Below are 26,826 nucleotides of genomic sequence, written 5' to 3' on the forward strand. Positions count from 1 at the left end.
ACATAAAAAAGCTCAAAACCCAATCATATCAAGGGTTTTGAGCTATCATTTCTTAAGCTTCTACTGCTACAGGATAAACGGATACTTGTTTTCTGTCGCGGCCTTTACGTTCGAAACGTACCACACCGTCAACTTTTGCATATAAAGTATCGTCGCCACCGATTCCAACGTTTAATCCTGGATGGATTTTAGTTCCACGTTGGCGGTAAAGGATTGAACCACCTGTAACTGTTTGACCGTCAGCACGTTTAGCGCCTAAACGTTTTGATTGAGAGTCACGACCGTTAGAAGTCGAACCTCCACCTTTTTTGTGAGCGAAGAATTGTAAATTCATTTTCATCAACATCAGATGCACCTCCTATTGTTTCGTTAAAGTTTGAATTTCGATAAATTGATTGTTTTCTTTTTGAACGTCTTGAAGTCCTAATAACAAATTTTCAAGTAAAATTTGAGTAATGTTTGTCTGTTCTTGTGTCAGATGACTTGGAATTTCAACAAAAAGTTGACCTCCATTGACTTCATCGGCTTCAATCATCGGCGTTACTCCTGCTAAAGCATCAATACCATTTACAGTATTAATTGCTAATGCAGAAACCGCTGCACAAACAATATCGCTCCCATATTCACCTGCATTTGCATGGCCACTTAATTCAAAAGATTTAATACGACCAGACTCATTGCGTTTAAATGTTCCTTTAATCATCGTTTTTCCTATCTGTAATTTATTATGCGTTAATGGCATTAATAACTACTTTAGTGTATGGTTGACGATGACCTTGTTTACGGTGAGAATCTTTTTTCGGTTTGTATTTGAAAGTAACAACTTTCTTTTGTTTACCGTGTTTCTCAACTGTTCCTTCAACAGTTGCACCTGCAACAGTCGGAGCGCCAACTTTTGTTGTTTCGCCACCAACTAAGATTACTTCGTCAAAAGTTACTGTTTCGCCAGCTTCTACGTTTAATTTTTCAACGTAAATTGCTTGACCTACCTCAACTTTCACTTGTTTACCACCAGTTTTGATAATTGCGTACATGCTATCAAGCACCTCCTTATAATATAGACTTAGACTCGCCATCCTAAGTGACTTTCGTACTTAAAAACTTATTCTGTGCGGTTGTAGCTGTGGAGTCCACAATTACAACAATCCTATTTTAGCAAAAAGTTATTTCTTCGTCAATAAGAAAGTTGTATTTTCAGGAATTTATCATTTTCTTTTCAGTACTATGCTTAATTAATGCCTGCTGAATAATTACCAAGTATTCATAACGTGACCAATTTTCGAATATTGATTTAAAGTTATTAAAAATAAAGTAGTGACCTTTGTCTGTCGGTCACTACTTTATTTTTTATGCTCGATAAGAAGGAATCGTCTCTTCATAAGCTGTAATTTGATCAGCTACAAAAAGCGTTTCACCAATTTCATCCAAACCATTTACTAGTCGGTGTTTCCAACTGCTATCAATTTCAAAAGAGAATGTGTGATTTAAAACTTTGACTACTTGATTTGGCAAGTCTACCGTCACAGGGGTGTCTGCCGTAATTTTTGCAAGGGCAGCAATTTCAGCTTTTTCTAAAACGATTGGTAAAAGTCCATTCTTCACTGCGTTCATATAAAAGATATCACTAAAACTTTCGGCAATAACCGTTTTAAATCCATAGTCCATTAAAGCCCACGCCGCATGCTCACGCGAAGAACCGGAACCAAAGTTTTCGCCACTAACTAAAATCGTTGCGCCTTGGTATTGTTCTTCATTTAAAATAAAATCCGGGTTCAAGCTACGGTCTCTTAAATAACGCCAATCGTCAAATAAAAATTCGCCAAACCCCGTTTTTTCAATTCGTTTTAAATAGGTCTTAGGAATAATTTGATCCGTATCCACGTTATCATTCATAAAAGGAACCGATTTTCCTTGGTGAATCGTAAAAGCTTCCATTTAAATTCCCTCCTTAATGACTTCACGGACATCCACAAATTGTCCATGAATCGCAGCCAAAGCCGCCATTGCAGGACTACATAAGTGTGTACGTGCATTTTTCCCTTGACGACCAACAAAATTTCGGTTTGACGTTGACGCACAATGAACAAATTCAGGAACTTTATCCGGGTTCATCCCTAAACACATGGAGCAACCTGGTTCACGCCATTCAAACCCTGCTTCAATAAAGACTTGATCTAAACCAATTTTTTCAGCAGCGTGACGAACAGGTCGTGAGCCTGGAACGACAATTGCAGTTACGCCTTCTTTCACTTTTTTTCCGTGAATGAAACGAGCGGCTTCTTCTAAGTCAGATAAGCGTCCGTTGGTACACGAACCGATAAAGACATATTCAATTGGAATATCAGCTGCCTTTTGCCCTGGATGTAAATCCATGTACTCATAAGCTTGGCGGTCATTATGGTCTTTAATTTCTGGGAAAACATCTTCAATTGAAATGCCCATTTCTGGGTTCGTTCCCCAAGTAACATACGGAGCCAGTTGATTGGCATCGAGCGTCAAAATTTTATCAAAAGCACTTTCATCATCCGTATAAAGGCTTTGCCAATCTTGTAATGCCGCATCAAAATCTTTTGGTGCGTATTCGCGACCTTTCACATATGCAAATGTCTTTTCATCAGGTGCCATCATCCCTATTTTGGCGCCCCCTTCAATTGACATATTACAAATCGTCATCCGCTCTTCCATCGATAAAGCAGAGACCGTCTCGCCATAAAATTCAACCGCATAACCAACACCAAAGTCTACCCCATACGTCGCAATTAAGGCTAAAATAATATCTTTTGCATAAACACCAGGTTTCAAAGTTCCAGTAACTTTAACCCCCATACGTTTTGGTTTTTTTTGCCATAAACATTGCGTTGCCAAAACATGTTCCACTTCACTTGTTCCAATCCCAAAAGCAATTGCGCCAAATGCACCATGTGTTGCGGTGTGAGAGTCCCCACAAACAATCGTCTTGCCTGGTTGAGTAAGACCAACTTCAGGACCAACCATATGGACAATTCCTTGGCGGTCTGAGCCATTATCGCAAAGTTCAATTCCAAATTCTTCACAATTTGCTCTCAACGTATCCATTTGCTTTTTCGAAACTAAATCAGTAATCGTAAAAATATCTTGGGTAGGAACGTTATGGTCCATCGTTCCAAACGTTTTATCTGGCCGACGAACACTCCGACCAGCCATTCGTAGCCCTTCAAAGGCTTGGGGAGAAGTTACTTCATGAATCATTTGTAAATCGATATATAACAATTGCGCTTCGCCTTCATCGCCAGTAACGACATGGCGTTCCCAAACTTTATCAAATAATGTTTTACTCATTGGTACCCTCTCCTTTTTTTAGATAGTCAATCACTTTATCGGTAAATTCGGTTGTTGTCGCTTGGCCGCCCAAATCCGTTGTTAAAACACCGGCTTCCATCACTTTAAAACAAGCTGTTTCAATCGCAGCCGCTATTTCAATTTGCTCAAAAGATTCTCGTAACATCATCGCTACCGACAAAATCATCGAAACTGGGTTGGCAATATTTTTACCAGCGATATCTGGCGCTGAACCGTGAATTGGTTCGTATAATGCGACACCAGAAACCCCATAACTAGCACTTGGCAAGACCCCCAAAGTTCCTGGCAAGACCGATGCTTCATCACTTAAAATATCGCCAAATAAATTTTCGGTCACAATGACATCGAAATCGGTTGGATTTTGAATGATTTTCATCGCTGCTGAATCGACGTATTGATGCGCTAAGGTACAATCTGGAAATTCCAAAGCAACTTCTTCTGCGACTTGACGCCATAACTTGCTTGTTGCCAAAACGTTGGCTTTATCAACGGATAAAACTTTTTTCTTTCTCGTTTGTGCAATTTTAAATGCTTGCCGAACAATTCGTTTGATCTCATCAACATGGTAACGATTCGTATCATAGGCCTCTTTTTCACCTAAATGTCTCGGTTCCCCAAAGTAAATACCGCTCGTTAATTCGCGGACAATAATGAAGTCAGTACCACGGACAATCGTTTCTTTTACAGGTGAAAGTGGCAGTAATACTTCCGGAACTTGGATTGGTCGAATATTGGCAAATAAATTCAAAGCTTTACGTAGCGCGAGCAGTCCCATTTCTGGTGTTTGTTCAGCTTTTTCCCACTTCGGTCCGCCAATTGCACCTAGTAAAATGGCATCTGCTTGGTGACAGGCAGTCAAGGTTTCTTCTGGCAACGGTGCCCCTTTTTCATCAATCCCTGCGCCCCCAAAAGCATAATTCGTCCATTCAAAATCCTTAGCTGCTTGTCCTAAAGCTGCTTCCATTACCTTTAGTGCACTAGCGCTAATTTCTGGTCCAATGCCATCTCCTGCTAAAACAACAATTTTCTTTTTCATTTATTTCCCTCGCTTTTCTTTAATTGGGTGCTTGCTTGAATATAAGCTTTGGCTGAAGCTTGCAAGACATCAAAATCAATACCAACCCCACTTGCTTGTTCTGCTTGATTCTCGGTTTCCAAAGTCACATAGACTTCGGCTTGAGCATCTTCACCACTGGTAATCGCTGAAATTTCATAACTCGTTAAGAGTGGCTTTTGCTGATAAATTTGGTCAATGGCATTGTAAATCCCTTGGATACTTCCTGGTCCAATCGCAGAAGCTGTATGCACTTGACCTTGTTCATCTTCAATCGAAACAATCGCACCTTGCAAGCCATTTGAAACATATTGTAATTGCAAAGTTTTCAGCTGACATTCGATCGATTCTTGACGCAATTGATCAGCAACAATCGCAATTAAATCGGCATCTGTCACTTGCTTTTTCTTATCTGCTAATTGTTTAAAAGTCGCAAACAATTCTTTTATTTCTTCATTACTCAACTGATAACCCAATTCTTGCATTTTTGTCGCAAAAGCATGGCGACCAGATAACTTGCCTAAAGGTAAAGCATTCGTTTTAACCCCAACTAATTGTGGCGTAATAATTTCATAAGTCTCTGGATTTTTTAAAACACCATCTTGGTGAATACCTGATTCATGAGCATAGGCATTGCCACCAATTACGGCTTTATTTTTTGGTACATTCATTCCTGACAAACGCGCAACCATATCGCTAGTTTTTTTCGTTTCTTTTAAAACAATTTTTGTTTGCGCAGGATAAAAATCTTTACGAATATGTAAAGCAACCGCGACTTCTTCTAAAGCAGTATTCCCTGCTCGTTCACCAATCCCATTGACAGCCCCTTCGACTCGGCGTGCCCCGTTTTCAATTGCGGCTAGCGCATTCGCCGTTGCCATTCCCAAATCATCATGACAATGTGAAGAAAAAATAATTTCTTGATCACTACGAATATTTTGGGTTAAATAAGCAAACAACGCCCCGTATTCTGTTGGATTTGAAAAACCGACTGTATCTGGCACATTAATAATCGTTGCCCCAGCATCAATGGCTGTTTGAACAGCTTCCAGTAAGAATTCCTTACGTGTACGTGTCGCATCTTCAGGTGAAAATTGGACTTTTTCAAAGAGCGTTCGGGCATAGCTAACGTGTTCTTTAATTGAAGCTAAAACTTCTTCCGGCGACATTTTCAACTTATCACGCATATGAATGTCACTCGTTGCTAGAAACACATGAATTTGCGGATATTTGGCTAAACGTAATGCTTCGTAAGCTCGGTCGATGTCTTTTTTTTGACAACGAGCCAACCCAACGACCCATGCTTTTTCAATCACTTTAGCAATTTCCGTTACCGCTTCAAAATCACCGGGCGAAGTGATTGGAAAACCCGCTTCAATCGCATCTACGCCCCATTTTTCTAATTGTAAAGCCAACTGGACTTTTTCTCTTGTATTAAAATTAACTCCCGGTGTCTGTTCACCGTCTCTTAAAGTAGTATCAAAAATTTGAATATGACTCATTATCAAACACTCCTTTTTAAATAACCTTTTTCGTAAATAAGTATAAAAAAAGCATCCCATAAAGAAATTTTCTTTATGCAATGCGAACAGAACTCTTCCTTTAACCAGAAAAAAGAGTTCTCTAAAGTAATAATAATAAAAATGATTGTTCTACTTGGACGTTAACAGTAACCTTTTCTTTTCTCATTTTCATCACCTAACCAAAGTTTTCTTAAGTAAGAAGATACAGAAATAAGAACTAGAAGTCAACACTTTTGTTTAAATTTTCTGAATATTCACTGATTGTAATTTTATTTTAATAATTAATTGATTTTCTCACTTTAATCATTCAAAAAAGCACCAATAGGATTTTTTTCCTACAAGTGCTTTTTAATGTTTTTTATTTAATCGGTAGACATTATTTAAACTTATTTACTTTTATTACTCACCTTTTTTAGTCATCGCATGGCCGCCAAATTGGTTTCTCAATGATGCAATGATTTTTTCGCCATATTTTTCTTCATCTTTGCTTGAATATCTCGTTAATAGTGATTGAGTAATAACTGGAGCTGATAATTCTAGACGTAAAACTTCTTCAACGGTCCATTTCCCTTCGCCTGATGAAGCCACCACCCCTTCGATATCCGTTAATGCGGCATCTTCAGAAAGTAGATTTTCGGTCAATTCCATTAACCAACTACGAATAACTGAACCATTATTGAAAACTTTTGCGACACCTTCTAAATCATAATCATACTCAGAATGATGTAAAATATTAAATCCTTCACCAATTGCTTGCATCATCCCGTATTCTATTCCATTGTGGATCATTTTTAAATAATGGCCACTCCCTGCTTCTCCGCAAAACAGATAACCATTTTCAACACATAAACTTTCAAAAATTGGCTCAATCGTTTGGAAAACGGCTTTGTTGCCGCCAATCATCATACACGCGCCATTACGAGCACCCGATACACCACCTGAAGTACCGACATCAAAGAAGTGAATCCCTTTTTCAGTAAATTTTTGATTATTGATTTTGCTTTCGGTATATTTAGAATTTCCACCATCAATTAAAATATCATTTGGATTAAGCAGTGTTAAACACTCGTTCATTACGCGATTTGTAATCTCTCCTGCTGGTAACATTAACCATACTATTCTTGGCTCATTATTCGCCTTTGCACTCGTCAATAGCTCATTGACTGATTGAAAAAAAATGCCGCCCTTTTCTTGCAATTTTGTCGCTAAAGCGGTATTCGTATCAAAAGCTTTGACCAAATGACCCCCTTCTAGCAAGTTTTCTGCGATGTTCAATCCCATTTTCCCTAATCCAATTAGATGCATTTCCACGATGATATATCCCCCTTGATTTCTCTTCACACTCTTGTACGGTTTGTTATTTTACAAAACGTCCTGGCGTTTAACGTCTTTAAATCTAGCATAGCGATTTTTGAGCGTCAATAGGCGAATCAATAGGATTTCACAATTCTAATTTAAGCAAAAAAGCTTGTCATTTTAGGTTTTTTTAACCTTTTTCATCAACTTAGCTTGACCCTTTTTTGTAAAATCAAACAAAGCCATACCCCACAATCGTTTGACCTTTTTCGGTAAAAATTACATAAATTTAATTATCTTATTTTTTATTTTAAGGTATTTTTTACTCAATAATTACTTCAGTTCTTGATTAATGAAAACAAAATTAAAAAACAATGAAATAGTTTCCGGAATTTTCTTCACCCTTTCTGAAAACAACGAAAATCACGGAAGATATTCGTGATTGTTTCACCGATTTTTTCCAGCTAAAAACCGCATTTTTAATTCGATCCGTACCGATTACTTCAACATCAAAGCCTGCCTCTTCAAAAATTTTTGTTAGTAATTTTCCAAGTTCATATTCTTCAATGAATTTTATTTTGAAATCAACGGAATAGGTAATTGCTTTTTAACTTGCTTTAACGACATTTGGATTCGCTAGTAAAGCTTTGAGCTGGCTTGGTGTAAAATGCTTAGTAGTCATTGATTAACCTGCCTTTCCTTTCTCTTGTTATATTTAGTGTACACAAAAACAGACTCACTAGCTAAGATGTTTTTTTCAAACTGTCCTTATCTATGGGCCCATTTCAGTTGCTACTCTCTTCATTTTACAAAATAATCTTTAAATTTTTAGTTGGTCTTCCATGCTATCGAGCATATTTTTCATTCACTTTTTATCTCCTCCGTAATAATTTCTATCAGATGTAGATAATTTTTCCAGCTCTAATCTAATTTTGTCAGTGTCAAACATAGAATCATCTATTAAGTCGTTATACAATTCATAAACATAAAACTCAGAAAAAGATGGTTGGAATGTTAGACCTAGACAGGAAAGATAAAATTTTTCTTTTTCCCAAAATTCTGGTTTATCTCCTAAATATTTGGTCATTTTTGTAAACACTACTCCATCTATTTTTGTTCTAACATTACTAATATATATGCTCAATAGATAGTCTTTAAATTTATCGTTATTAACATAATTATTGTTCTCATAATATTCCTTCATACTTTTAAAAATAATATTTGTATAAAGAATTTCAAATATTTTTCTAGTTATTGTCTTATAATATCCTGATTCTAGAGCTACAGTCCTTAATAATTGCATCTCTAGTGTAGAGTATCCCCTTGCCACTTGAGAAACACGAAAATATTCCTTTACCCTGTGCTCAAAGCCCAATTCTTGTGTTTGATTCCAATATTGCTTTATTTTTATCCATATAAAATCAAATGAAAGAATATTATAGCTGTTTTCTCTCAAATAAAATGTTTTATCTTCCATTCGTATCAATATCTCAAAATAGGGTTTATAAGGGATTAAATCACTTTCATTAATTGGGGGAATAAAAACATCTGATAATAAACTGGTAAAACTTCTAATCTTAAATTGTTCTTTTGAAACTTTAAATATTGTAATAAAAAATACAAGTATTGAAAATATATCCATTATCAAATTGATATTCCAATTGTCATAGGGAAAATAATTACTTATCCCTGTTTGAACCCTTGTACTTGTTAAAATTAAAGTTATTAAGAAAAGAAAAAATTTATATTGTACAATCATTAAAAATATAAAATCTGTAATTTTGTACTTCAATTTTTTAACAAATTTTATTTTCATTACATCCTCTGTCAGAAACTCTAAATAAAAGAATGATACAATGGTTAAATACAATATACTATCCATAACACTAATTACTTTTAAAATTGCCAGTCCAAAAGTCAGCAAATAAAACAAAATTATTTTTTGACTCTCAACCATTCTTGAATAATTCATTATTGTAATACATGCAAATAAAAACAGAAAAAATATATTATTTCCAAACAATCCGTTCATAAGTTCCTCCTATTTTAATGTTAATAAAACCTCTATATTCTTCTATACAATAAAAAGTTTAACCAAAAAATTTTATTGTATAGAAGAATTCTGACTTAGTCACGTATTTCCAATGACGGTAAAGATTCTATCAAATCCATTGTTTGCATAGAAATGGACCAATGTCAATATTTGAGACAGTTTTTAAGTAGTGGTTATTTAATAGGATGTATATTTTTTTATTTTTAATCACTTTAAGTCAATATTCGAAAATTGGGCACGTTATGAATATTTGTCAATTATTTCAGTAGATAATAATTTAGACTTCCCTTAATACAAGATACAAGGTAATTTGGCACAATTTCGGCACAAAAACCCCATTGAAACCAATGTTCCAATGGGGTTATTCACGTACCAGGAGGGATTCGAACCCCCGACCGTTCGCTTAGAAGGCGAATGCTCTATCCAGCTGAGCTACTGGTACAAATTTAACAACAAAAATTATTATAAGCAATTTCATTCTTGTTGTCAATTGTTTTTGGGCTTTTTCTTAAAAATTAATCCCTGGGTGCAAATGTAATAACGTCAGCCTCTTTCGTAATTAAAGCGACCCCGTCACCTAATGGTAGTAAGCTCGTTGTTAAGTCTGGATGCGTATTAATCGTATCTAAAAATAACTTTAATTTTCGATGAATCGTTCGTTGGCTTCGTGGGATTGTCTCGATTGGATCTAAGACGGTTCCGGCTTGAAAAATATCATCGACCATTAAAACGCCGCCTTTTCTTAGCAAACGTAGACATTCTGGTAAAAATTCAATATATTTTGATTTCGCACTATCCATAAAGATAAAATCGTAAGGGCCGGTCAATGTTGGAAAAATATCGGCTGCTTGTCCTTCCAATAAAGTGACTTGCTCTTCATTCCCTAATCGTTGGTACGTTTCTTTCGCTTGACGAATCATCACGTCAAAACGGTCAATGGTTGTCACGTGTGCGTCTTGCCCCGCATATTTCGCCATCAAGCTTGAAGAAAAACCAATGGCGGTCCCAATTTCTAAAATTTGTTTTGGTTTCAATTGCCCCATTAAAAATTGTAAAAAAACCACCGTTTCATGCGGAATAATTGGCACGCCTTTTTCATTGGCTTCTTTTTGGATTTTTCCTAGCTCTCCTGGAATTTGTTTTTGACTCGTTCTTAAGTAATCCACGATTTCTTGTTTCACAATCGGGCGATGCATCATTTCGTTACGCAATTTGTTCCCTCCACTTATCTTCACTGCTTGTTATTATACGTTAAACCATTTGTTTCATGCAATCAAAAACTTCTACTTGCTTTTTTACTCGATTGTGATTACTATTAAAGAAGGATTTGGACTAGTAACAAAAAAATGTTTCCAGAAAGTTAAACCTTGGCTGCAAGTTTAATAACCTCTTTTTTTGTGAACCTACCAATGGTAATGATTGTCAAAAACAATCGGGTGAAGGCCCTTAGCGCTTTTCAAGTGGAGTGTGCCGCCAAAAACAGTGCGCACTCAAACAAGGTGGTACCGCGAAATTCAAACATTTCGTCCTTTTTTCAGTAAAAGGATGAAATGTTTTTTTATTTTTTAAAGGAGGATTTTTATAAAATGAGTGAACAAACAAACGATTTTACCCAGTGGTATTTGCAAACAGTCCAACAAGCGGAATTAATGTCTTATTCCCCAGTTCGTGGCTCAATCATTTTCAGACCCGATGGCTTTGAGTTATGGGAGCACATTCAAGAAGAATTCAACAAATTTTTACGTAGCGAAGGCATTCGTAATGCGTATTTTCCAATGTTAATTCCTCAACACTTCTTTATGAAAGAAGCCGATCATATTGAAGGTTTTGCGCCTGAACTTCCTTGGGTTACTGAAGTTGGGAATGAAAAATTAGAAGAACCTTTAGCTTTACGTCCAACTTCTGAAACGATGATTGGGGCCGCTTTTTCTGATTGGATCAATTCGTACCGTGACTTACCGTATGAAATTAACCAATGGGCAAACGTGTTTCGTTGGGAAAAGAAAACTTTACCGTTTTTACGTACCTCTGAATTTTTATGGCAAGAAGGTCATACCGCACATGCCGATGAAACCGACGCTCGCCAGCGCACCATGCGTGTTTTAGATGAATATGCACGTCTTTGTGAAGAGTTTTTAGCAATTCCTGTCTACAAAGGACAAAAAACACCTTCTGAACGTTTTGCTGGGGCGGTTGATACGTATTCAATCGAAGCGATGATGAAAGATGGAAAGGCCGTTCAAGCAGGAACTTCTCATTATATGGGGACTAAATTTGCGGAAGCTTTTGATATTACTTACTTAAACAAAGAAAACAAACACACTTTGGTTCACACCACTTCTTGGGGTGTCTCTACTCGTCTGCTTGGTTCATTAATTATGACCCACGGCGATGAACAAGGACTTGTATTACCACCAACTGTTGCAGCGACCCAAGTGGTCTTAATGCCGGTTGGTCCTTGGAAAAAGAACCCTGCAATTTTAGAAAAATTAGAAGAAATTTTTGCGGAATTAAAAGCGCGTAACATCCGCGTGCGTCTCGATGATTCAGATAATTCACCAGGCTATAAATTTAATGAATGGGAATTAAAAGGCGCCTGTGTCCGCGTCGAGTGTGGCCCCCGTGATTTAGAAAATGGTCATGCAATGGTCAAAGTGCGTGATTTAGCTGAAAAAGAAAAAGTTGATTTTGAAGGCCTGGTTGCTTATATTGAAGAACAATTAGCCGAAATGACACCACGCTTACTTGCTTCTGCTAAAGCTCGCAATAAAGAAAATGAGCACTTCGACATCAATACACTGGACGAATTAAAAGCACATATTGAAACATGTAAAGCAGAAAACAAACCAACGGGCTTCGTTTTAATCGGTTGGGATGGTACCGAAGAAACCGAAAGTAAAATCAAGGAAGAAACAGGTTTCACAACGCGGAATATTCCTTTTGAAGTACCGATGGAAAAAGCCACTGACCTAGTTAGCGGTAAACCAGCTAAACATACTTTATGGATCGCTCGTGCTTATTAAAATTAAAAAATCGGTTGAAACGCGTTTGTTTCAACCGATTTTTCTTTATTCAATCAATTCTAAGAAATCTTCCACTGTAATATTCCCAAAATATTTCTTCAAATCAAGTTGCTCAACAACTTTGCGAATACTTTCTTTTTCATAACGCACCCCAATTAATTGATCTTCTACTACTTTGATTTCCCCTAAACCAAAGAAATCACCGAAAATTTTCAAGTCCGTAATCAGGCCATCTTCTACATTTAATTTCATTTCAATTGAACCGATTGGGAAACGTTTACGACGTTCTAAAGCAAATTTGGGTGATTTGCCATAATTCCAATCCCAGTTGCCGTAAGTTTTAGCTGAAATTTCTTTGACTTTTTGCCAATCGGTATCACTTAATTCATAGGTGCGAATATCCGCAACATTTGCAACATTGGCAATTTTTAACAAAATGGCTTCACGGAAAGCTTTTGTATCCATTGCTTGATAATCTGGTGCTAAGTAAGGTTTGATATTCGTTACGCGTGAGCGAATCGACTTAATTCCCTTTGACTCAATTTTATCCGCTCGAACTTTTAAAGCGTTCACGACTTCATCCATTTTTGAATCAAATAAAATCGTACCATGAGCAAACATTCGTCCATTCGTCGCATACATCGCATTACCAGAAAATTTCTTGTCGTCAATCACTAAGTCATTGCGCCCTTTTAAGGTTGCTCCGGTTGCCCCAAGCTCATGGAGTGCTTGAATAACTGGTTGTGTAAAACGGGCAAAATCACGGAAGGAATTACCATCATCTGGCATAATAAAACTAAAATTTAAATTGCCAAAATCATGATAAACGGCGCCACCCCCGCTTAAACGGCGAACAACGTGAATTTTATTTTTGTCTACATACTCTTGATTAATTTCTTCAATCGTATTTTGATTGCGCCCAATAATAATCGACGGTTCGTTAATATAAAAAAGTAAAATCGGTTCTTCGACTTTTAATTCTTGCAATAAAAAAGTTTCTAATGCTAAGTTCATTCGTGGATCATTCATTTCATTTGCTACATACAACATCTAATTTTCCCCCTAAACGATAAATTCTTTGCCAACTTGCGCTAAACTGACTTTAATCTGCTCCCCTGCTGCAAGTTGTGCTTCTTCTTGTAATTGAGCTAAACTCCCTTGTTGTGGCAAGTGGGTCAAGACTAAATGTTTCACTTGTGCTTCTTTTGCTAGTTCGCCTGCTTCTTTTGAAGTAAAGTGAGCAAAATGGCGTTCATTGCCCGCAAATAAATAGGTGTCTGCTAAAAACAAATCTGCCTCTTTGGCAAAAGTTTTAAAATCAGCTAAATAACCCGAATCTCCCGTAAAAACAAAAACTTTCCCCGTCGACTTTTCCACAAAACGCATCGCATAACAAATAACAGGATGAATTGTTTTCATAAACGATATCGAAAACGGGCCGATTTCAAGCGTTTCTTCTGTCAAGTAGTCATACCCCTGTGAAACATTCGGCAAGGTTAATTTCGCAAACGCTGCTTGGTCTTGCCCGTGGCCATAAATCGGCAAAATATTTCGTTCCTGCGTTTTAGGATATAATTGCCAATAATATTGCAACACACCCAAGTCGGCAATATGGTCATGATGGTAATGACTAATGATTACCGCATCTAAAGCAAGCGGGTCTAGAACTTTTTCAAGTTGAATCAAAGTCGCACTGCCGGCATCTAATAATAAGTGAAACCCTTGTGCTTCAATTAAAAAACTCGTGGTCCCTTGGCCTTTATAAGGATACGCCCCAAGACAGCCTAAAGTTGTAATTTTCATCTGTTATCCTCCTCATCTGTTTTTAATGGTATCATATTTTTGAAAATATGCGTATATAAAACCCCTGTTATCCAGATAAAAAACAGAATAAAAAAAGCACCTGTTTTACTATAAGAGTAAAACAGGTGCAAGTAAAAGTATGCGCAAATTAAAATTAGTAGCTCAGTAACTCTTTTACCGCCTCTGCATCTAAACGACGAACGACTTCTGTTACTAATTTTACGGTATTCAAATAGTCATCTTCATGAATCACTGACGTATGAGAGTGTAAATAGCGAACAGGCACCGTAATGGCAATTGAAGGCACTCCATTACGAGTTAAGTGCATCATCCCTGCATCCGTCCCACCACCTGCGATAACGGTGTATTGGAAAGGAATTTCTAATTCTTCGGCGACATTTGTGACAAAATTTAATAATTTTTTGTGTGGAATCATTGACGCATCAAAAATTAAAACTTGTGGCCCTTTGCCTAAAACAGAATCTGCTTCTTTAGGTGTCATGCCTGGTGTATCGCCAGCAGTACCCGTATCTAAAGCAATCGCGATATCAGGATTCACTAAGTGCGTGCTTGTTCTTGCCCCACGTAAGCCAACTTCTTCCATCACATCACTACCAGCAAATAAACAGTTATCATGGCCTTCTTTGGCTAAGTTTTCTAAGACACGTAAAGAAACAGCAGTCCCGACACGGTTATCCCAAGCTTTCGCTAAAAGGAATTTGCTATCATTCATGCGTTTGTATTCAATATAAGGCGTGATCATATCGCCTGGACGAATGCCCCAGCCTTTTGCTTCTTCTTCACTTGTCGCACCAATATCAATAAACATCTCTTTCACATCATAAGGTTTATTACGTGCTTCTTGGGTTAAAACATGGGGTGGTTTTGAACCAATCACACCATGAATGATTTTACCCGCTTGCGTTTTAATTTCAACTTGTTGAGCTAACATCACTTGGCCCCACCAGCCGCCTAAAGTTTGAAATTCAATAAAGCCTTTTTCAGTAATTTTAGTGACCATAAAGCCCACTTCATCCATGTGCCCACAAATAAAGATTTTAGGTCCGCCACCTGAACCTGAATGTTTGGCAATGACACTACCTAAGCCATCAAAGAAAATATCTTCGGCGTATTCTTTGGCATAATTTTTAAAAACTTCACGAACTTCTTCTTCATTTCCTGGAACGCCTCGAGCTGAAGTTAAGTCGATGAGAAGTTGTTCTTCTTTTTTATCTAACATATCGTTTACACTCCTTTAGTTTTTGAATCCGTTTTAATTATAACATGACTAATCTTAATTAGAATGCTTTTTTGAAATCTATTTCAATCCTCGACCAAAAAACAAACGATATAAAAAAATATATATACAAAAAAATATTTTTTATGCAACTTGTGCACCTTAAAACAAAGGATAAACCTTTATTCCACTTGTTTTCTTCGTTTTTCACAAAATGAATAAACACTACATATAGTGTTTCAAACAATTATATTTTGATTACAAACACAATATATAGGTTGAATCCCATCTTATTTTCTATTATGATATAGAAGTAGAAATTAAAGGAGTGATCGAAATGATGTATGTTAAGAGAAAAGGTGAACAGTTCGTTTCTCTACAACCTAGTTTAGAAAGTATGAAAATTATCAAACGTGATGGTCGTTTAGTCGATTTTGATGATCAAAAGATCTATGACGCTTTAGTGAAAGCTAAAAAACAAGTCAGTGGCGAACTTTCTCCCCTTGATCACGAACATATTTTAAATATTGTTGAAAAAGTTGATTCAGAAATTGCCGAACGCTTCCATAGCAATATTAAAATTTACGAGATTCAAAATATTGTCGAACATATTTTACTAGAAAACAGTGAGTATGCACTTGCTGAACAATACATTAACTATCGGACTCGTCGCGATTTTGAACGTAGTAAAGCGACCGATATTAACTTTACCATTAATAAATTAATGAACAAAGACCAACAAGTGATTAACGAGAACGCCAATAAAGACAGTGATGTTTTTAACACACAGCGCGATTTAACGGCAGGGATTGTCGGAAAATCAATTGGTTTAAAATTATTACCACCACACGTTGCCAACGCGCATCAAAAAGGTGATATCCACTACCACGACTTGGATTACCATCCTTATGCGCCAATGACGAATTGCTGCTTGATTGATTTTAATAGCATGTTAAACCATGGCTTTAAGATTGGGAACGCTGAAGTCGAGTCACCAAAATCGATTCAAACAGCAACTGCTCAAATTTCACAGATTATCGCAAACGTTGCTTCTAGTCAATATGGCGGTTGCTCGGCTGATCGGATTGATGAATTATTAGCTCCTTTTGCCAAATTAAATTATGAAAAACATTTAGAAGATGCCAAAGAATGGATTGACGGGGAAGACCGCCAAGAAGCTTACGCAAAAATGAAAACACAAAAAGATATTTATGATGCGATGCAAAGCTTAGAATATGAAATCAATACACTCTTTACTTCAAATGGCCAAACCCCATTTACTTCTTTAGGTTTTGGTTTAGGTACAAATTGGTTTGAGCGAGAAATTCAACGGGCCATTTTAAAAAATCGCATTAAAGGGTTAGGTAAAGAAGGCCGGACAGCGATTTTCCCTAAACTGATTTTCTCAATGAAACGCGGTGTCAATGCCAATCCAGAAGATCCAAACTACGACATCAAACAACTAGCATTAGAATGTGCCACGAAACGGATGTATCCAGATATTTTGAACTACGATAAAACGGTTGAAATCACTGGTAGCTTTAAAGTACCAATGGGTTGTCGCTCTTTCTTACAAGGTTGGAAAGATGAAAATGGCGAAGAAGTTAACGTTGGACGAATGAACTTAGGCGTTGTAACTTTAAACCTACCAAGAATTGCTCTAGAAGCAAATGGTGACTTTGATAAGTTTTGGAGTATTTTAGAAGAACGTTTAGGCATTATGAAAGATGCGCTCGTTTTCCGAATTAATCGTTGTAAAGAAGCTTCCCCAGCGAACGCTCCGATTTTATATATGTATGGCGCTTTTGGTAACCGTCTAAAACGAAACGAATCCGTCGATGCCTTGTTTAAAAATCGCCGCGCTACTGTTTCTTTAGGTTATATCGGCCTTTATGAAGTGGCTGCCGCCTTTTATGGTGGGGCTTGGGAAAACGATCAAACAGCCAAAGACTTTACTTTAGCCATCTTAAAAACATTAAAAGCGCATGCCGATGACTGGGCAAATGAATATGGCTACCACTTTAGCGTTTATTCGACACCAAGTGAAAGCTTAACCGATCGTTTTTGCCGTTTAGACACCGAAAAATTTGGTGAAGTAGAAAATATCACTGACAAAGACTACTATACAAATAGTTTCCATTACGATGTACGTAAAAATCCTTCACCGTTTGAGAAACTTGATTTCGAAAAAGATTACCCCCAATATACAGGTGGCGGATTTATTCATTACTGTGAATACCCTGTTTTACAACAAAATCCGAAAGCTTTAGAAGCGGTCTGGGACTACTCTTACGATCGTATTGGTTATTTAGGGACAAATACCCCAATTGATCACTGCTATGAATGTGGTTATGAAGGTGACTTTCATCCAACTGAACGCGGCTTTGAATGCCCGCAATGTGGTAACCGAGATCCAAAAACTTGTGACGTTGTAAAAAGAACTTGTGGCTACTTAGGGAATCCCCAAGCACGTCCAATGGTCCATGGTCGCCACAAAGAAATTTCTGCTCGCGTAAAACATATGAAATAATACTAAATAGGAAGGAGTCTAATTTTTGTGAGAAATCCAAAACCACAAGAATGGTTGGCGCAAGAACTAAGTCAACAATATATCGCCGATTACAAAACATATAATTTTGTCGATGGTGAGGGCGTTCGCAATAGTCTGTATGTCAGTGGTTGCCTCTTTGCTTGTGAGGGTTGTTTTAACAAAGCCGTACAAAACTTTCGTTACGGTACCCCTTTTACAAAAGAATTGGAAGATCAAATCATTGCAGACCTAGCCCCTTCTTATGTCCAAGGTTTAACTTTACTAGGAGGCGAACCTTTCTTAAATACACAAGTTTGTTTAGCCGTTGTTCGCCGCGTACGCGAAGTTTATGGCCATACAAAAGATATTTGGAGTTGGTCAGGCTATACTTTTGAAGAGTTATTACTAGAAACGCCAGATAAATTAGAATTGCTCGCTTCTTTAGATGTACTTGTCGACGGCCGTTTTGAATTAACTAAAAAAGACTTAAATTTACAATTTCGCGGTAGTAGTAACCAACGCATTTTAGATGTCCCGAAATCTTTAGCTGCAAATTCTGCGGTGATTTGGGAAAAATGCCTCGATGCAACTCAGTCTTATGAACAAATAAATAAAAGTGCTTTAATTTAAGCGTTAAAAAAATAACGAACACAAAGAACCCCCAATCGGGTGGCTTTTGTGTTCGTTATTTTTTCTCCCATAAAGGTAAGACAATATTTTCATAACTTAATGGAACTAAATTCGTCAAAGTAATGCCCAGTAAACGGATGCCTTTTTCAATCCCCACCGTTTCCTCCCAAATCAAACTTGCTTGAGAAAAAATAGCTTCTTTTTCTTTAATGTATTCTAACAAAGTCATTCGTCTTGTAAATGTCGTAAAATCTTCATAACGAACTTTTAGGACAATCGTTTGGCCATGTTTTTGGTGCTTAGCTAAGGCCATACTCACTTCTTCAGCAAGTTGTCGTAAATGACGTAAGACTTCTGTTTCTGTCATTAAAGGCGTGCGATACGTTTGTTCTTTACCAATTGATTTGCGTTCGCGGGTCACGCAAACTGGCGCATTATGAACCCCGCGCACCTTTCGGTAAAGAGAATAGCCCATTTTACCGAAGCGTTGAATTAATTCCATCTCTGACCTTTCAGCTAAATCTGCACCCGTAAAAATACCGATTTCATGCATTTTTGGTGTCGTTTTCTTCCCGACACCATGGAACTTTTCAATTGGCAATTGATGCAAAAAAGTTTGAGCATTTTCTGGTGTCACAACCGTCAATCCACGTGGTTTTTGAAAATCAGACGCTAATTTAGCTAAAAATTTATTATAAGAAACCCCTGCTGAACAAGTTAAATGTAACTCTTGCCAAATATCATATTGAATAAGTTTGGCAATTTTGATGGCTGACTTACTACCAATTTTATTTTCGGTCACATCTAGATAGGCTTCATCAATAGATACAGGCTCCACGATATCTGTATAACGATGAAAAATTTGGCGAACTTGTTGCGAAACAGTGCGGTATTTTTCATAATTTCCTGGAATAAAAACAGCATTCGGGCATAATTCATAAGCTTTTTGGGCACTCATTGCGGAGTGAATCCCGTATTTTCGAGCAATATAATTCGCGGTTGTCACAACGCCTTTTCCCTTTGTTTCATTCGGATGGCGAGCAATCACCAGTGGCTGACTCGCTAACGCTGGCTGGTCGCGCTCTTCGACTGCTGCAAAAAAAGCATCCATATCAATATGAATAATTTTACGTGATAAATCATTTTTTAATGGAAAAACTAACTCAGACAAATCGCTCACCCCTATCTCATTATAAGGCAAACGTGCGTTCGAAAGCAAATGTTTAAACGAATTTCAAATTATAGACAAAAAAAGCAATCGCCTGTTTTTTATCACTAGCGACTGCCAAAAAAATTTTATTCTCCGATTGTTTCGATCTCATGGTATTGATTATAGACAACTTGTTTTTTTAGTTGATGACGTTTGGCTATTTCTTTAATTGCTTCACTCGGTTTTTTTCCGGCTTTGATTAATTCTTCGACTTGCTCTTTTAAACTCCCCGCATCAACTTCCGCCACTTCTTCTATCTCACTTGCCCCAGCAACCATTAAGCAACATTCCCCTTTAATCGGTTGCTCGGCCAAATACGCCGCTAGTTCTTGAAGTGTCCCACGCAAATATTCTTCATGAATTTTAGTTAACTCGCGACAAATCACCGCTTGACGCTCACTTCCGAATACGGTACTCATCATTTGAATTGTTTTATGAATGCGAAAAGGCGATTCATAAAAAATTAAGGTCGCCGCTTGATTTTTTAGACTTTCTAAAGCAGCTTGTTGTTCTTTTTTCTTACGGGGTAAAAAACCATGAAAATAATGGGGTTGCGGCATTAAACCAGAAGCAATTAAAGCGGTCAATCCTGCTGTAGGTCCTGGTAAAGAAACCACTTTTATTCCTGCTTCGATACAAGCCGAAACTAATTCATGGCCAGGGTCACTAATTGATGGCATTCCTGCATCACTGACTTGAGCAATCGATTCTCCTTTTTCTAATCGTTCAATCATCTGAGGAATCCGCTCACGATAGTTATGTTCGTGAAAACTTTTTTGTGGTGTGGAAATTTCAAAGTGATTTAATAATTTTTGGGTGTTCCGAGTATCTTCACTGGCAATGAATTGGACTTCTTTTAAAATTTGAATGCTGCGAAATGTCATATCTTCTAAATTTCCAATTGGGGTTGGAACTAAATATAAGATACCGCTTGGTTCTCCTTTAAAACTCATTTGAACTTGCATTTTTTCACCTCGTAAAAATACCAATACGCTTATTTACGAAATTTTATCATTTCACAAGGCGTATTGGTATTATTTATTTCTTTTATTTTTTAGGACAAACCACTTTCACGATAAATGACTTCTAAACAAAAAGCACATGGTTCATCATTTTCACGACGAGAACCATATAAATCATAACAAACATGAAAGCCTTCTTCATAGATTTTTTCTAAATTTAAACGTGATTTGGATAAGCCTTGTTTATTTTTATCGCTGGAAGCATCAAGAGGGTGCTGGTCAATTTCACGGATATGCGCGCGTAAACGTTGATTTTCTAGCTCTAAAGTCGTATTCTTTTCAACTAGCTCTTGTAAAGAAGTCTTCATATTTGCTAGTTTTTTGATTAGTCCTTGTAATTCTAATTCAAAATCATCTAGTCCATCATACAAAGAACGCTTATCCATTGACATTTTTCCCACCTGCTTTTGCTACTTTTTTAATTTCCTCATCGTCGTATTCGACAGGAACTTCTTTGCCATAAAGGCGAACTTTTACGATTCGACTTAATAAATTCAAACCGACGACTTTCCCTGGTCCATCCGGGGTTAGAACTTCACTACCATAATCTGGTAATTCTTTTTTAGCTAACTCGTATTCATCATTTTCGTATTTTAGACAACACATTAACCGACCACATAACCCTGAAATTTTTATCGGGTTTAATGATAATCCTTGGTCTTTGGCCATTTTTATTGAAACAGGAACGAAATCCCCTAAGAAAGTTGAACAACAAAGCTGGCGACCACAAGGGCCAATACCACCTAAAATCTTCGCTTCATCGCGCACACCAATTTGACGAAGCTCGATGCGTGTTTTAAAAATAGCAGCTAGATCTTTCACGAGCTCACGAAAATCAATCCGTCCATCGGCAGTAAATTGAAAAACCATTTTGGAACGATCAAAGGTATACTCCACATCGACAAGCTTCATTTTTAAGCCATGTTCGCGGATTTTTTGTTTGCCAATCGCTACCGCTTCTTTTGCAGCTAAAAGATTCTCTTCGTGACGGGCGATTTCTTTTTCAGAAGCAGCGTGTAAAATAGGTTGCAACTCACCTGGTAAATCCTCTGCAGACATTTCTTTATTGGCAATGGCTACTTTTGCCATATACTTCGCTTGTTGAGATTCAACTAAAACGTAATCATTATATGAAAATTGGTGCTTGCCAGGAGAAAAATAATAAATGTGTCCCGCTTGACGATAGCGTACTCCGATTACTTCGACCATTGAATTCCCTCCTATATCATTAGTCAAAAAGGATGCGTAAACTTAATTGTTCGACAACATTTTGAAACGAAACATTTGCAGCTAATTTCTTTTGTGCTTGCAAAATAAGTTCCATCGCTTGATTTGATGATAAAACACTTAATTGCGCTTGTAACTGTTCGTCTCTTCGTTCTTGGAATAAAGTCAGTAAGAACAGTAATATTCTTTGTTGCTGTTCTTTTTCTTTTCCAATCGCTAAAAGATTTTTTTGAACATAAACAAAAGCTTGGGAATCTTTTTTATTTAAATAGTTAAACCACTTTAAAACAACATCCTTAGCACAATTAAACCATTCATCTTGTGAGATTTCAACTGCTTTTTGATAACTATTTGTCAAGCTGACCAAGAGTTTGGCGTTTTCTTTTGAAAAACCATTTTCTTCTAATTGTTGTTTGATCTTTTCTGAACTTAAAGGATAAAAATGAATAATTTGGCAACGCGATTGAATGGTTGGAATAATTTTACCTAAATTTTGTGTCTCTAAAATAAATAAGACATCGCCATCGGGTTCTTCTAAAAATTTCAATAAACTATTCGCCGCACTCGTATTTAATTTTTCTGCCTCTTGTAAAACAAAAATTTGTCGCCCTTTTTCAAACCCTTTTTTGGTAAATTCTTGCTGTAATTGGCGAATCTGATCGACTTTAATACTTTGACCATCAGGGCGAATCACTCGAATGTTAGGGTGTTCACCTTCTGCAATTCGACGACAATTGGCACATTTTTCGCAAGGATTATTCTCACGAACTTGTTGACAAAACAAACGCTTAGCTAACCACAAACTCAGTTGATGCTTGCCCGTTCCTTGCTCCCCTTCAAAAAGATAAGCATGAGCGATTCGCCCATGCTCCACATTTTTTTTCATTTGAGAGAAAACGAGGGGCTGGTGATTGCTTAAAAAATCTTGCTCACTCATAGGCGCCTCCCTCAATTAGTACTGATGAAATCCTTCAATTGGCAATACGAAGACGGTTGCGCCCCCTACTTCAACCTCAACGGGATAAGGAACTTGGCCATCTAAAGTAACATCCAAAGACATCGAACTGGAGAGGTATTGCTTTCTTGATTGACACGTTTGTTTAATTAACTCTAAGGTTTCTTGTACGCGCTCTTCTTCCACACCAATAATAAATGTGCTATTCCCAGCTTTTAAAAAACCACCGGTTGAAGAAAGTTTAGTTGCACGAATATTGGCATCAATAAACTCATTCGCTAAACGATTACTATCTTTATCTTGGACGATTGCCATGACTAATTTCATTTTCCTTCATCTCCTTTAAAATATTCCGGGTAATGATTCACAATTGCAGTAAAACTCGCATCAACCACTTGTTGCAAGCCCATGCGCGCATCGATTCGATGAATACGCTGTGGGTTATTTTCTGCTAATTTTAAATACGCATGTCGAACTCGTTGGTGAAATTCTAACCCTTCAGAATCCAAGCGGTCAATTTGGTGCGTTCGATTTTGTTGAATCCGACGTAACCCCGTATCAGAATCTACATCTAGATAAAGAGTAAAAGAAGGTTTTGTCCCCTCTGTTGCAAATTCGTTAATTTTTTCAATTTCAGATAAACCAATTCGACGCCCTGCCCCTTGATAAGCAAGCGAACTATCCACAAATCGATCACAGATAACAATTTTCCCTTCATTTAAAGCAGGCAAAATTACTTCAACTAAGTGTTGTCTTCTAGCTGCCGCATAAAGTAAAGCTTCTGTACGTTCGTCCATCTCTTTGTTTCTTGGATCTAAAATAATTTGACGAATTTTTTCAGAAATCTTTACGCCGCCTGGTTCTCTTGTTTTAATGATTCCTTTTTTGGCAATCATTTGAAGTCTTGGATACAACTCTTGAATGACGCTCGTTTTTCCTGCCCCATCTGGACCTTCAATTGTAATGAAAATTCCGCTCACTATGATTCCTCCATCTATCTTTTACACTTCACTCATTTTTATAATTCACGTCGACCTTCGACTGCTTTTAATAACGTTACTTCATCCGCATACTCAATGTCGCTGCCAACAGATAAACCATGTGCCAAACGCGTCACTTTGATTCCTGCTGGTTTAATCAAACGTGACAAATACATCGCCGTCGCTTCGCCTTCGGTCGTTGCATTGGTCGCAATAATTACTTCTTTTACTTCTTCATTATGAAGCCGACTAATCAAGCTACCTAAGTTAATATCTTCTGGTCCTGTCCCTTCCATTGGCGACAATACCCCATGTAAAACATGATACAAACCACGATATTCTCGAACTTTCTCTAAAGACATCACATCTTTTGACTCTTCAACAACTAAAATCGTGCTTTTATCACGCGTCGGATCTTGGCAAATTTCGCAAGGATCTTCTTCTGTTAAATTACCACAAATATGACAATACCTCAAATCACGTTTGGCACTAAGTAAAGACTTGGCAAATTCACTAACCACTTCATCTTTCATTTCAATTGTATAAAAAGCTAAACGAGTGGCCGTCTTTTGGCCAATCCCGGGTAAATTCATATAACTTGCAATTAATCTTGCGATTGGTTCTGGATATTGCACTAATAAACGCTCCTTAATGAAACTTAGAAGCCTGGTAAACCTTTCGTATATTTACCCATGACAGCTTCTGTTTCTTTTTCAATTTTTGCTAAAACATCATTCATTGCCATTGCTGTTAAGTCTTGTAACATTTCGGCATCTTCTGGATCAATAATCGCTGGATCAATTGTAATTTCTTTAATTTTTCTATCTCCAGTAGCAACAACTTTGACATAGCCATTGGTTGCTTCACCCATAAATTCTTTTTCATTTAGTGACGCTTGCGCCGCTACCATTTCTTTTTGCATTTTTTGTACTTGTTTCATCATACCTTGCATATTTCCCATTCCACGCATCATTTAAAAATCGCTCCATTTCTAATATTATTCTTCATTTTCAATAATTGTTGCTAGTTCTCCAAATAATTCTTGGGCTTTTTCGACAACTAAGTCCGTTTTTTTCGTATCAATTGGCGCTTGTTGTTCTTCTAAGCCATCTAATTCAGCCGGGGCCGATTCATCACTGGTCGTATGGTAACTTTCTAAATATTCTTGACGTAATTGTCCCCAATTTTCTTTAGGTATAAAAACAACTTCCGGGGCATAGTCGGTAATTAAACGACTAAACTGATTGTGCACCATTAACTTTAATTCTTCATCATTGGCAGCTCTTTGGCAAATAATCTCGTATTCAAAGGCTATCACAATCCCATCCGGACTAGCTGCTTTCACCTCACTTGATTTTAGCATTGCTCGATGCGTTGGCGTAAAATAAGTGAGTAATTCTTCCCAAACTTGTCGAACTTGAACTAAATGGTTTTTGGTTGCACCTTTTAATACGCGATAAACTTTTTCTTTTGGTAATCGATAGCTAATCCCTGTTGTTTTCGCTTTTCGAGTAGTTGGTGTTTCTTTGGCAACGGGTGTCTGTGTTGATTGTTGCGCTTTTAAAGCTTGAATTTCTTTTTGTAACTGTTGGATCGTAACTTTTAACTGCTCAAATTCAGGTATTTGAGCAGAAGTAAGCGGCGCATTTTGCACACTTGCTCCTTGCGGTGTCGAACTTGTTAATTTAACCATCGCGACTTCTAAATAGATTTTAGGATTCGTCGTTAAACGAACTTCATTTTGAGTATCATTTAAAATCTGAATCCATTCATAAACTTGACTCGGAGTGACTACTTGCGCAAGTTGTTTAAAATCATCTGTTAAAGTCACACTTTTTTCAACCAACATTTGGGGTGCTTGCTGGTAAATTAATAGATCACGACAATAAGTTAACAGGTTTTCAAGTAAGCGGCGTGCTTCTTTTCCATCTGCTAAAACTTCATTTAGTTGTTCTAAGGCGAGTGCCGTTTGTTGTTTCTGCCAAGCTTCTACTAACGAATCCATCTTTTCAGCCGTTAGTCCTCCGGTAACTTCTAGTGCATCGACAATCTTTAATTGCCCTTCACTATAAGAAATCGCCTGGTCTAAAATACTGAGTGCATCCCGCATCCCACCTTCAGCTGCTTGGGCAATAATTTCAAGTGTCCCCGCTTCAAATAAAAGGTCATTCGTCTGTAAAATATGCGTTAAGTGCGCAACAATGTCTGCTGTTTGGATTCTTTTAAAATCAAAACGCTGTGTTCTAGAAATAATTGTTGCTGGAATTTTGTGCGGTTCCGTCGTAGCTAAAATAAAGATGACCTTTTGCTTTGGCTCCTCTAACGTTTTTAGTAACGCATTAAACGCACCGGTTGAAAGCATATGGACTTCATCAATAATATAAATTTTATATTTTGCTTGCGTTGGGGCATAATTCGCCCGTTCTCGAATGAAGCGAATTTCGTCCACACCGTTATTGCTTGCAGCATCAATTTCGACAACATCGTCTAAATTACCTGCTGTAATCGCCGTACAAATCGCGCATTCATTACACGGTTCACCGTCTTGACGATTCGGGCAGTTAATTGCTTTAGCGAAGATTTTCGCTGCACTCGTCTTACCCGTCCCACGTGGTCCGGTAAACAAATACGCGTGAGAAATCTGTTCTTGAATGATGGCATTTTTTAATGTCTGTGTCACTGCTTTTTGGCCAACAATTTCGTCAAAGCGCTGTGAACGCCAAACGCGATATAGGGCTTGGTAGACCATAAAAATCCCCCTTCTTTTTAGTCACTATCTATTATTATACGCAATTTGACATAAAAAAACTACAATTTCCCTGAAGGTTTTAAAAGGAAGTTACAACTTTCGCTAAGTGTAAAATATATTGCGGTAGGACTAGAAAAAAAGAAAGAAGACCATTATTCTTAATGTTAGGTTTAGCGGCCAATAACAAAAAGAGGA

Annotated in this window: 26 protein-coding genes, 1 tRNA gene and 2 other annotated features; of the genes, 3 read left to right on the plus strand and 24 right to left on the minus strand. The window is 37.3% G+C overall.

The genetic code is table 11. The features are described 5' to 3' along the window. Positions 1-52: 52 nt before the first annotated feature. From rpmA to JOD14_RS01750, 11 genes are all read right to left on the minus strand, one after another. Positions 53-346: a 50S ribosomal protein L27 gene (gene rpmA / locus JOD14_RS01700; RefSeq protein ID WP_204652961.1), complete on the minus strand. Its 294-nt coding sequence runs from the start codon at positions 344-346 to the stop codon at positions 53-55. A 12-nt stretch (positions 347-358) separates the two neighbouring features. After that, complete coding sequence (locus JOD14_RS01705; protein WP_204652988.1) at positions 359-703, minus strand: ribosomal-processing cysteine protease Prp; 345 nt, start codon at positions 701-703, stop codon at positions 359-361. Between the two features lie 22 nt (positions 704-725). Beyond that, on the minus strand, positions 726-1,034 hold the full coding sequence (rplU, locus tag JOD14_RS01710) for a 50S ribosomal protein L21 (RefSeq protein WP_204652962.1): 309 nt from the start codon (positions 1,032-1,034) through the stop codon (positions 726-728). A 21-nt stretch (positions 1,035-1,055) separates the two neighbouring features. Beyond that, positions 1,056-1,127, minus strand: a sequence feature (ribosomal protein L21 leader region). Positions 1,128-1,347: 220 nt separating this feature from the next. Further along, on the minus strand, positions 1,348-1,935 hold the full coding sequence (gene leuD, locus JOD14_RS01715; protein WP_204652963.1) for a 3-isopropylmalate dehydratase small subunit: 588 nt from the start codon (positions 1,933-1,935) through the stop codon (positions 1,348-1,350). Beyond that, complete coding sequence (gene leuC / locus JOD14_RS01720; protein ID WP_204652964.1) at positions 1,936-3,318, minus strand: 3-isopropylmalate dehydratase large subunit; 1,383 nt, start codon at positions 3,316-3,318, stop codon at positions 1,936-1,938. Beyond that, the gene (gene leuB, locus JOD14_RS01725) at positions 3,311-4,375 is read right to left on the minus strand and encodes a 3-isopropylmalate dehydrogenase (RefSeq protein WP_204652965.1); all 1,065 of its coding nucleotides are present in this window, start codon (positions 4,373-4,375) and stop codon (positions 3,311-3,313) included. The genes leuC and leuB overlap by 8 nt, the downstream gene beginning before the upstream one ends. Next, the gene (locus tag JOD14_RS01730) at positions 4,372-5,895 is read right to left on the minus strand and encodes a 2-isopropylmalate synthase (protein ID WP_204652966.1); all 1,524 of its coding nucleotides are present in this window, start codon (positions 5,893-5,895) and stop codon (positions 4,372-4,374) included. Before JOD14_RS01730 ends, leuB begins: the two co-directional genes overlap by 4 nt. Positions 5,896-6,315: 420 nt before the next feature. Then, complete coding sequence (gnd, locus tag JOD14_RS01735) at positions 6,316-7,227, minus strand: phosphogluconate dehydrogenase (NAD(+)-dependent, decarboxylating) (RefSeq protein WP_204652967.1); 912 nt, start codon at positions 7,225-7,227, stop codon at positions 6,316-6,318. 850 nt (positions 7,228-8,077) lie between these two features. Continuing rightward, positions 8,078-9,244, minus strand: coding sequence for a hypothetical protein (locus JOD14_RS01740; protein WP_204652968.1), 1,167 nt, complete (start codon positions 9,242-9,244; stop codon positions 8,078-8,080). A 389-nt stretch (positions 9,245-9,633) separates the two neighbouring features. Beyond that, positions 9,634-9,707: transfer RNA gene (locus tag JOD14_RS01745), tRNA-Arg, on the minus strand. Between the two features lie 73 nt (positions 9,708-9,780). Continuing rightward, complete coding sequence (locus JOD14_RS01750; RefSeq protein WP_204652969.1) at positions 9,781-10,476, minus strand: O-methyltransferase; 696 nt, start codon at positions 10,474-10,476, stop codon at positions 9,781-9,783. Positions 10,477-10,579: 103 nt separating this feature from the next. Then, positions 10,580-10,799: a binding site (T-box leader), on the plus strand. Positions 10,800-10,851: 52 nt separating this feature from the next. On the opposite strand from JOD14_RS01750, the gene proS reads away from it, so the two are divergent. Then, positions 10,852-12,288, plus strand: coding sequence for a proline--tRNA ligase (proS, locus tag JOD14_RS01755; RefSeq protein ID WP_204652970.1), 1,437 nt, complete (start codon positions 10,852-10,854; stop codon positions 12,286-12,288). Between the two features lie 45 nt (positions 12,289-12,333). Here the strand turns inward: proS and JOD14_RS01760 are convergent, their stop codons facing one another. From JOD14_RS01760 to JOD14_RS01770, 3 genes are all read right to left on the minus strand, one after another. Continuing rightward, the gene (locus JOD14_RS01760) at positions 12,334-13,338 is read right to left on the minus strand and encodes a lipoate--protein ligase (RefSeq protein ID WP_204652971.1); all 1,005 of its coding nucleotides are present in this window, start codon (positions 13,336-13,338) and stop codon (positions 12,334-12,336) included. 12 nt (positions 13,339-13,350) lie between these two features. After that, positions 13,351-14,091: an MBL fold metallo-hydrolase gene (locus tag JOD14_RS01765; protein WP_204652972.1), complete on the minus strand. Its 741-nt coding sequence runs from the start codon at positions 14,089-14,091 to the stop codon at positions 13,351-13,353. Positions 14,092-14,245: 154 nt separating this feature from the next. Beyond that, complete coding sequence (locus JOD14_RS01770) at positions 14,246-15,331, minus strand: M42 family metallopeptidase (RefSeq protein ID WP_204652973.1); 1,086 nt, start codon at positions 15,329-15,331, stop codon at positions 14,246-14,248. A 334-nt stretch (positions 15,332-15,665) separates the two neighbouring features. Here JOD14_RS01770 and nrdD point away from each other — a divergent pair, with 334 nt between their 5' ends. Continuing rightward, a complete protein-coding gene (gene nrdD / locus JOD14_RS01775; protein WP_204652974.1) occupies positions 15,666-17,858 on the plus strand; it encodes an anaerobic ribonucleoside-triphosphate reductase in 2,193 nt (730 codons plus the stop codon). Positions 17,859-17,885: 27 nt separating this feature from the next. Then, a complete protein-coding gene (gene nrdG, locus JOD14_RS01780) occupies positions 17,886-18,488 on the plus strand; it encodes an anaerobic ribonucleoside-triphosphate reductase activating protein (protein ID WP_204652975.1) in 603 nt (200 codons plus the stop codon). Positions 18,489-18,543: 55 nt separating this feature from the next. Here the strand turns inward: nrdG and dinB are convergent, their stop codons facing one another. The 10 genes from dinB to dnaX all read right to left on the minus strand — a co-directional run bounded on the left by dinB (position 18,544) and on the right by dnaX (position 26,631). Continuing rightward, positions 18,544-19,659: a DNA polymerase IV gene (dinB, locus tag JOD14_RS01785; RefSeq protein ID WP_204652976.1), complete on the minus strand. Its 1,116-nt coding sequence runs from the start codon at positions 19,657-19,659 to the stop codon at positions 18,544-18,546. 125 nt (positions 19,660-19,784) lie between these two features. Further along, complete coding sequence (gene rsmI, locus JOD14_RS01790) at positions 19,785-20,663, minus strand: 16S rRNA (cytidine(1402)-2'-O)-methyltransferase (RefSeq protein WP_204652977.1); 879 nt, start codon at positions 20,661-20,663, stop codon at positions 19,785-19,787. Positions 20,664-20,752: 89 nt separating this feature from the next. Continuing rightward, a complete protein-coding gene (locus tag JOD14_RS01795; RefSeq protein ID WP_204652978.1) occupies positions 20,753-21,106 on the minus strand; it encodes a DNA replication initiation control protein YabA in 354 nt (117 codons plus the stop codon). After that, positions 21,099-21,929: a PSP1 domain-containing protein gene (locus JOD14_RS01800; protein WP_204652979.1), complete on the minus strand. Its 831-nt coding sequence runs from the start codon at positions 21,927-21,929 to the stop codon at positions 21,099-21,101. Before JOD14_RS01800 ends, JOD14_RS01795 begins: the two co-directional genes overlap by 8 nt. A gap of 19 nt (positions 21,930-21,948) precedes the next feature. Next, positions 21,949-22,884, minus strand: coding sequence for a DNA polymerase III subunit delta' (gene holB / locus JOD14_RS01805; RefSeq protein ID WP_204652980.1), 936 nt, complete (start codon positions 22,882-22,884; stop codon positions 21,949-21,951). 15 nt (positions 22,885-22,899) lie between these two features. Further along, positions 22,900-23,229, minus strand: coding sequence for a cyclic-di-AMP receptor (locus JOD14_RS01810; RefSeq protein WP_204652981.1), 330 nt, complete (start codon positions 23,227-23,229; stop codon positions 22,900-22,902). Beyond that, positions 23,226-23,882, minus strand: a complete 657-nt coding sequence (gene tmk / locus JOD14_RS01815; protein WP_204652982.1) for a dTMP kinase — start codon at positions 23,880-23,882, stop codon at positions 23,226-23,228. Before tmk ends, JOD14_RS01810 begins: the two co-directional genes overlap by 4 nt. 38 nt (positions 23,883-23,920) lie before the next feature. Then, positions 23,921-24,517, minus strand: a complete 597-nt coding sequence (gene recR, locus JOD14_RS01820) for a recombination mediator RecR (protein ID WP_204652983.1) — start codon at positions 24,515-24,517, stop codon at positions 23,921-23,923. A gap of 23 nt (positions 24,518-24,540) precedes the next feature. Continuing rightward, positions 24,541-24,855: a YbaB/EbfC family nucleoid-associated protein gene (locus tag JOD14_RS01825; protein WP_204652984.1), complete on the minus strand. Its 315-nt coding sequence runs from the start codon at positions 24,853-24,855 to the stop codon at positions 24,541-24,543. 24 nt (positions 24,856-24,879) lie between these two features. Then, positions 24,880-26,631 (minus strand): DNA polymerase III subunit gamma/tau, encoded by a 1,752-nt coding sequence (gene dnaX / locus JOD14_RS01830; RefSeq protein ID WP_204652985.1) that lies wholly within the window; start codon positions 26,629-26,631, stop codon positions 24,880-24,882. Positions 26,632-26,826 lie beyond the last annotated feature (195 nt).

This window comes from Enterococcus lemanii (assembly GCF_016909125.1).
Classification (GTDB): Bacteria; Bacillota; Bacilli; order Lactobacillales; family Enterococcaceae; genus Enterococcus_I; species Enterococcus_I lemanii.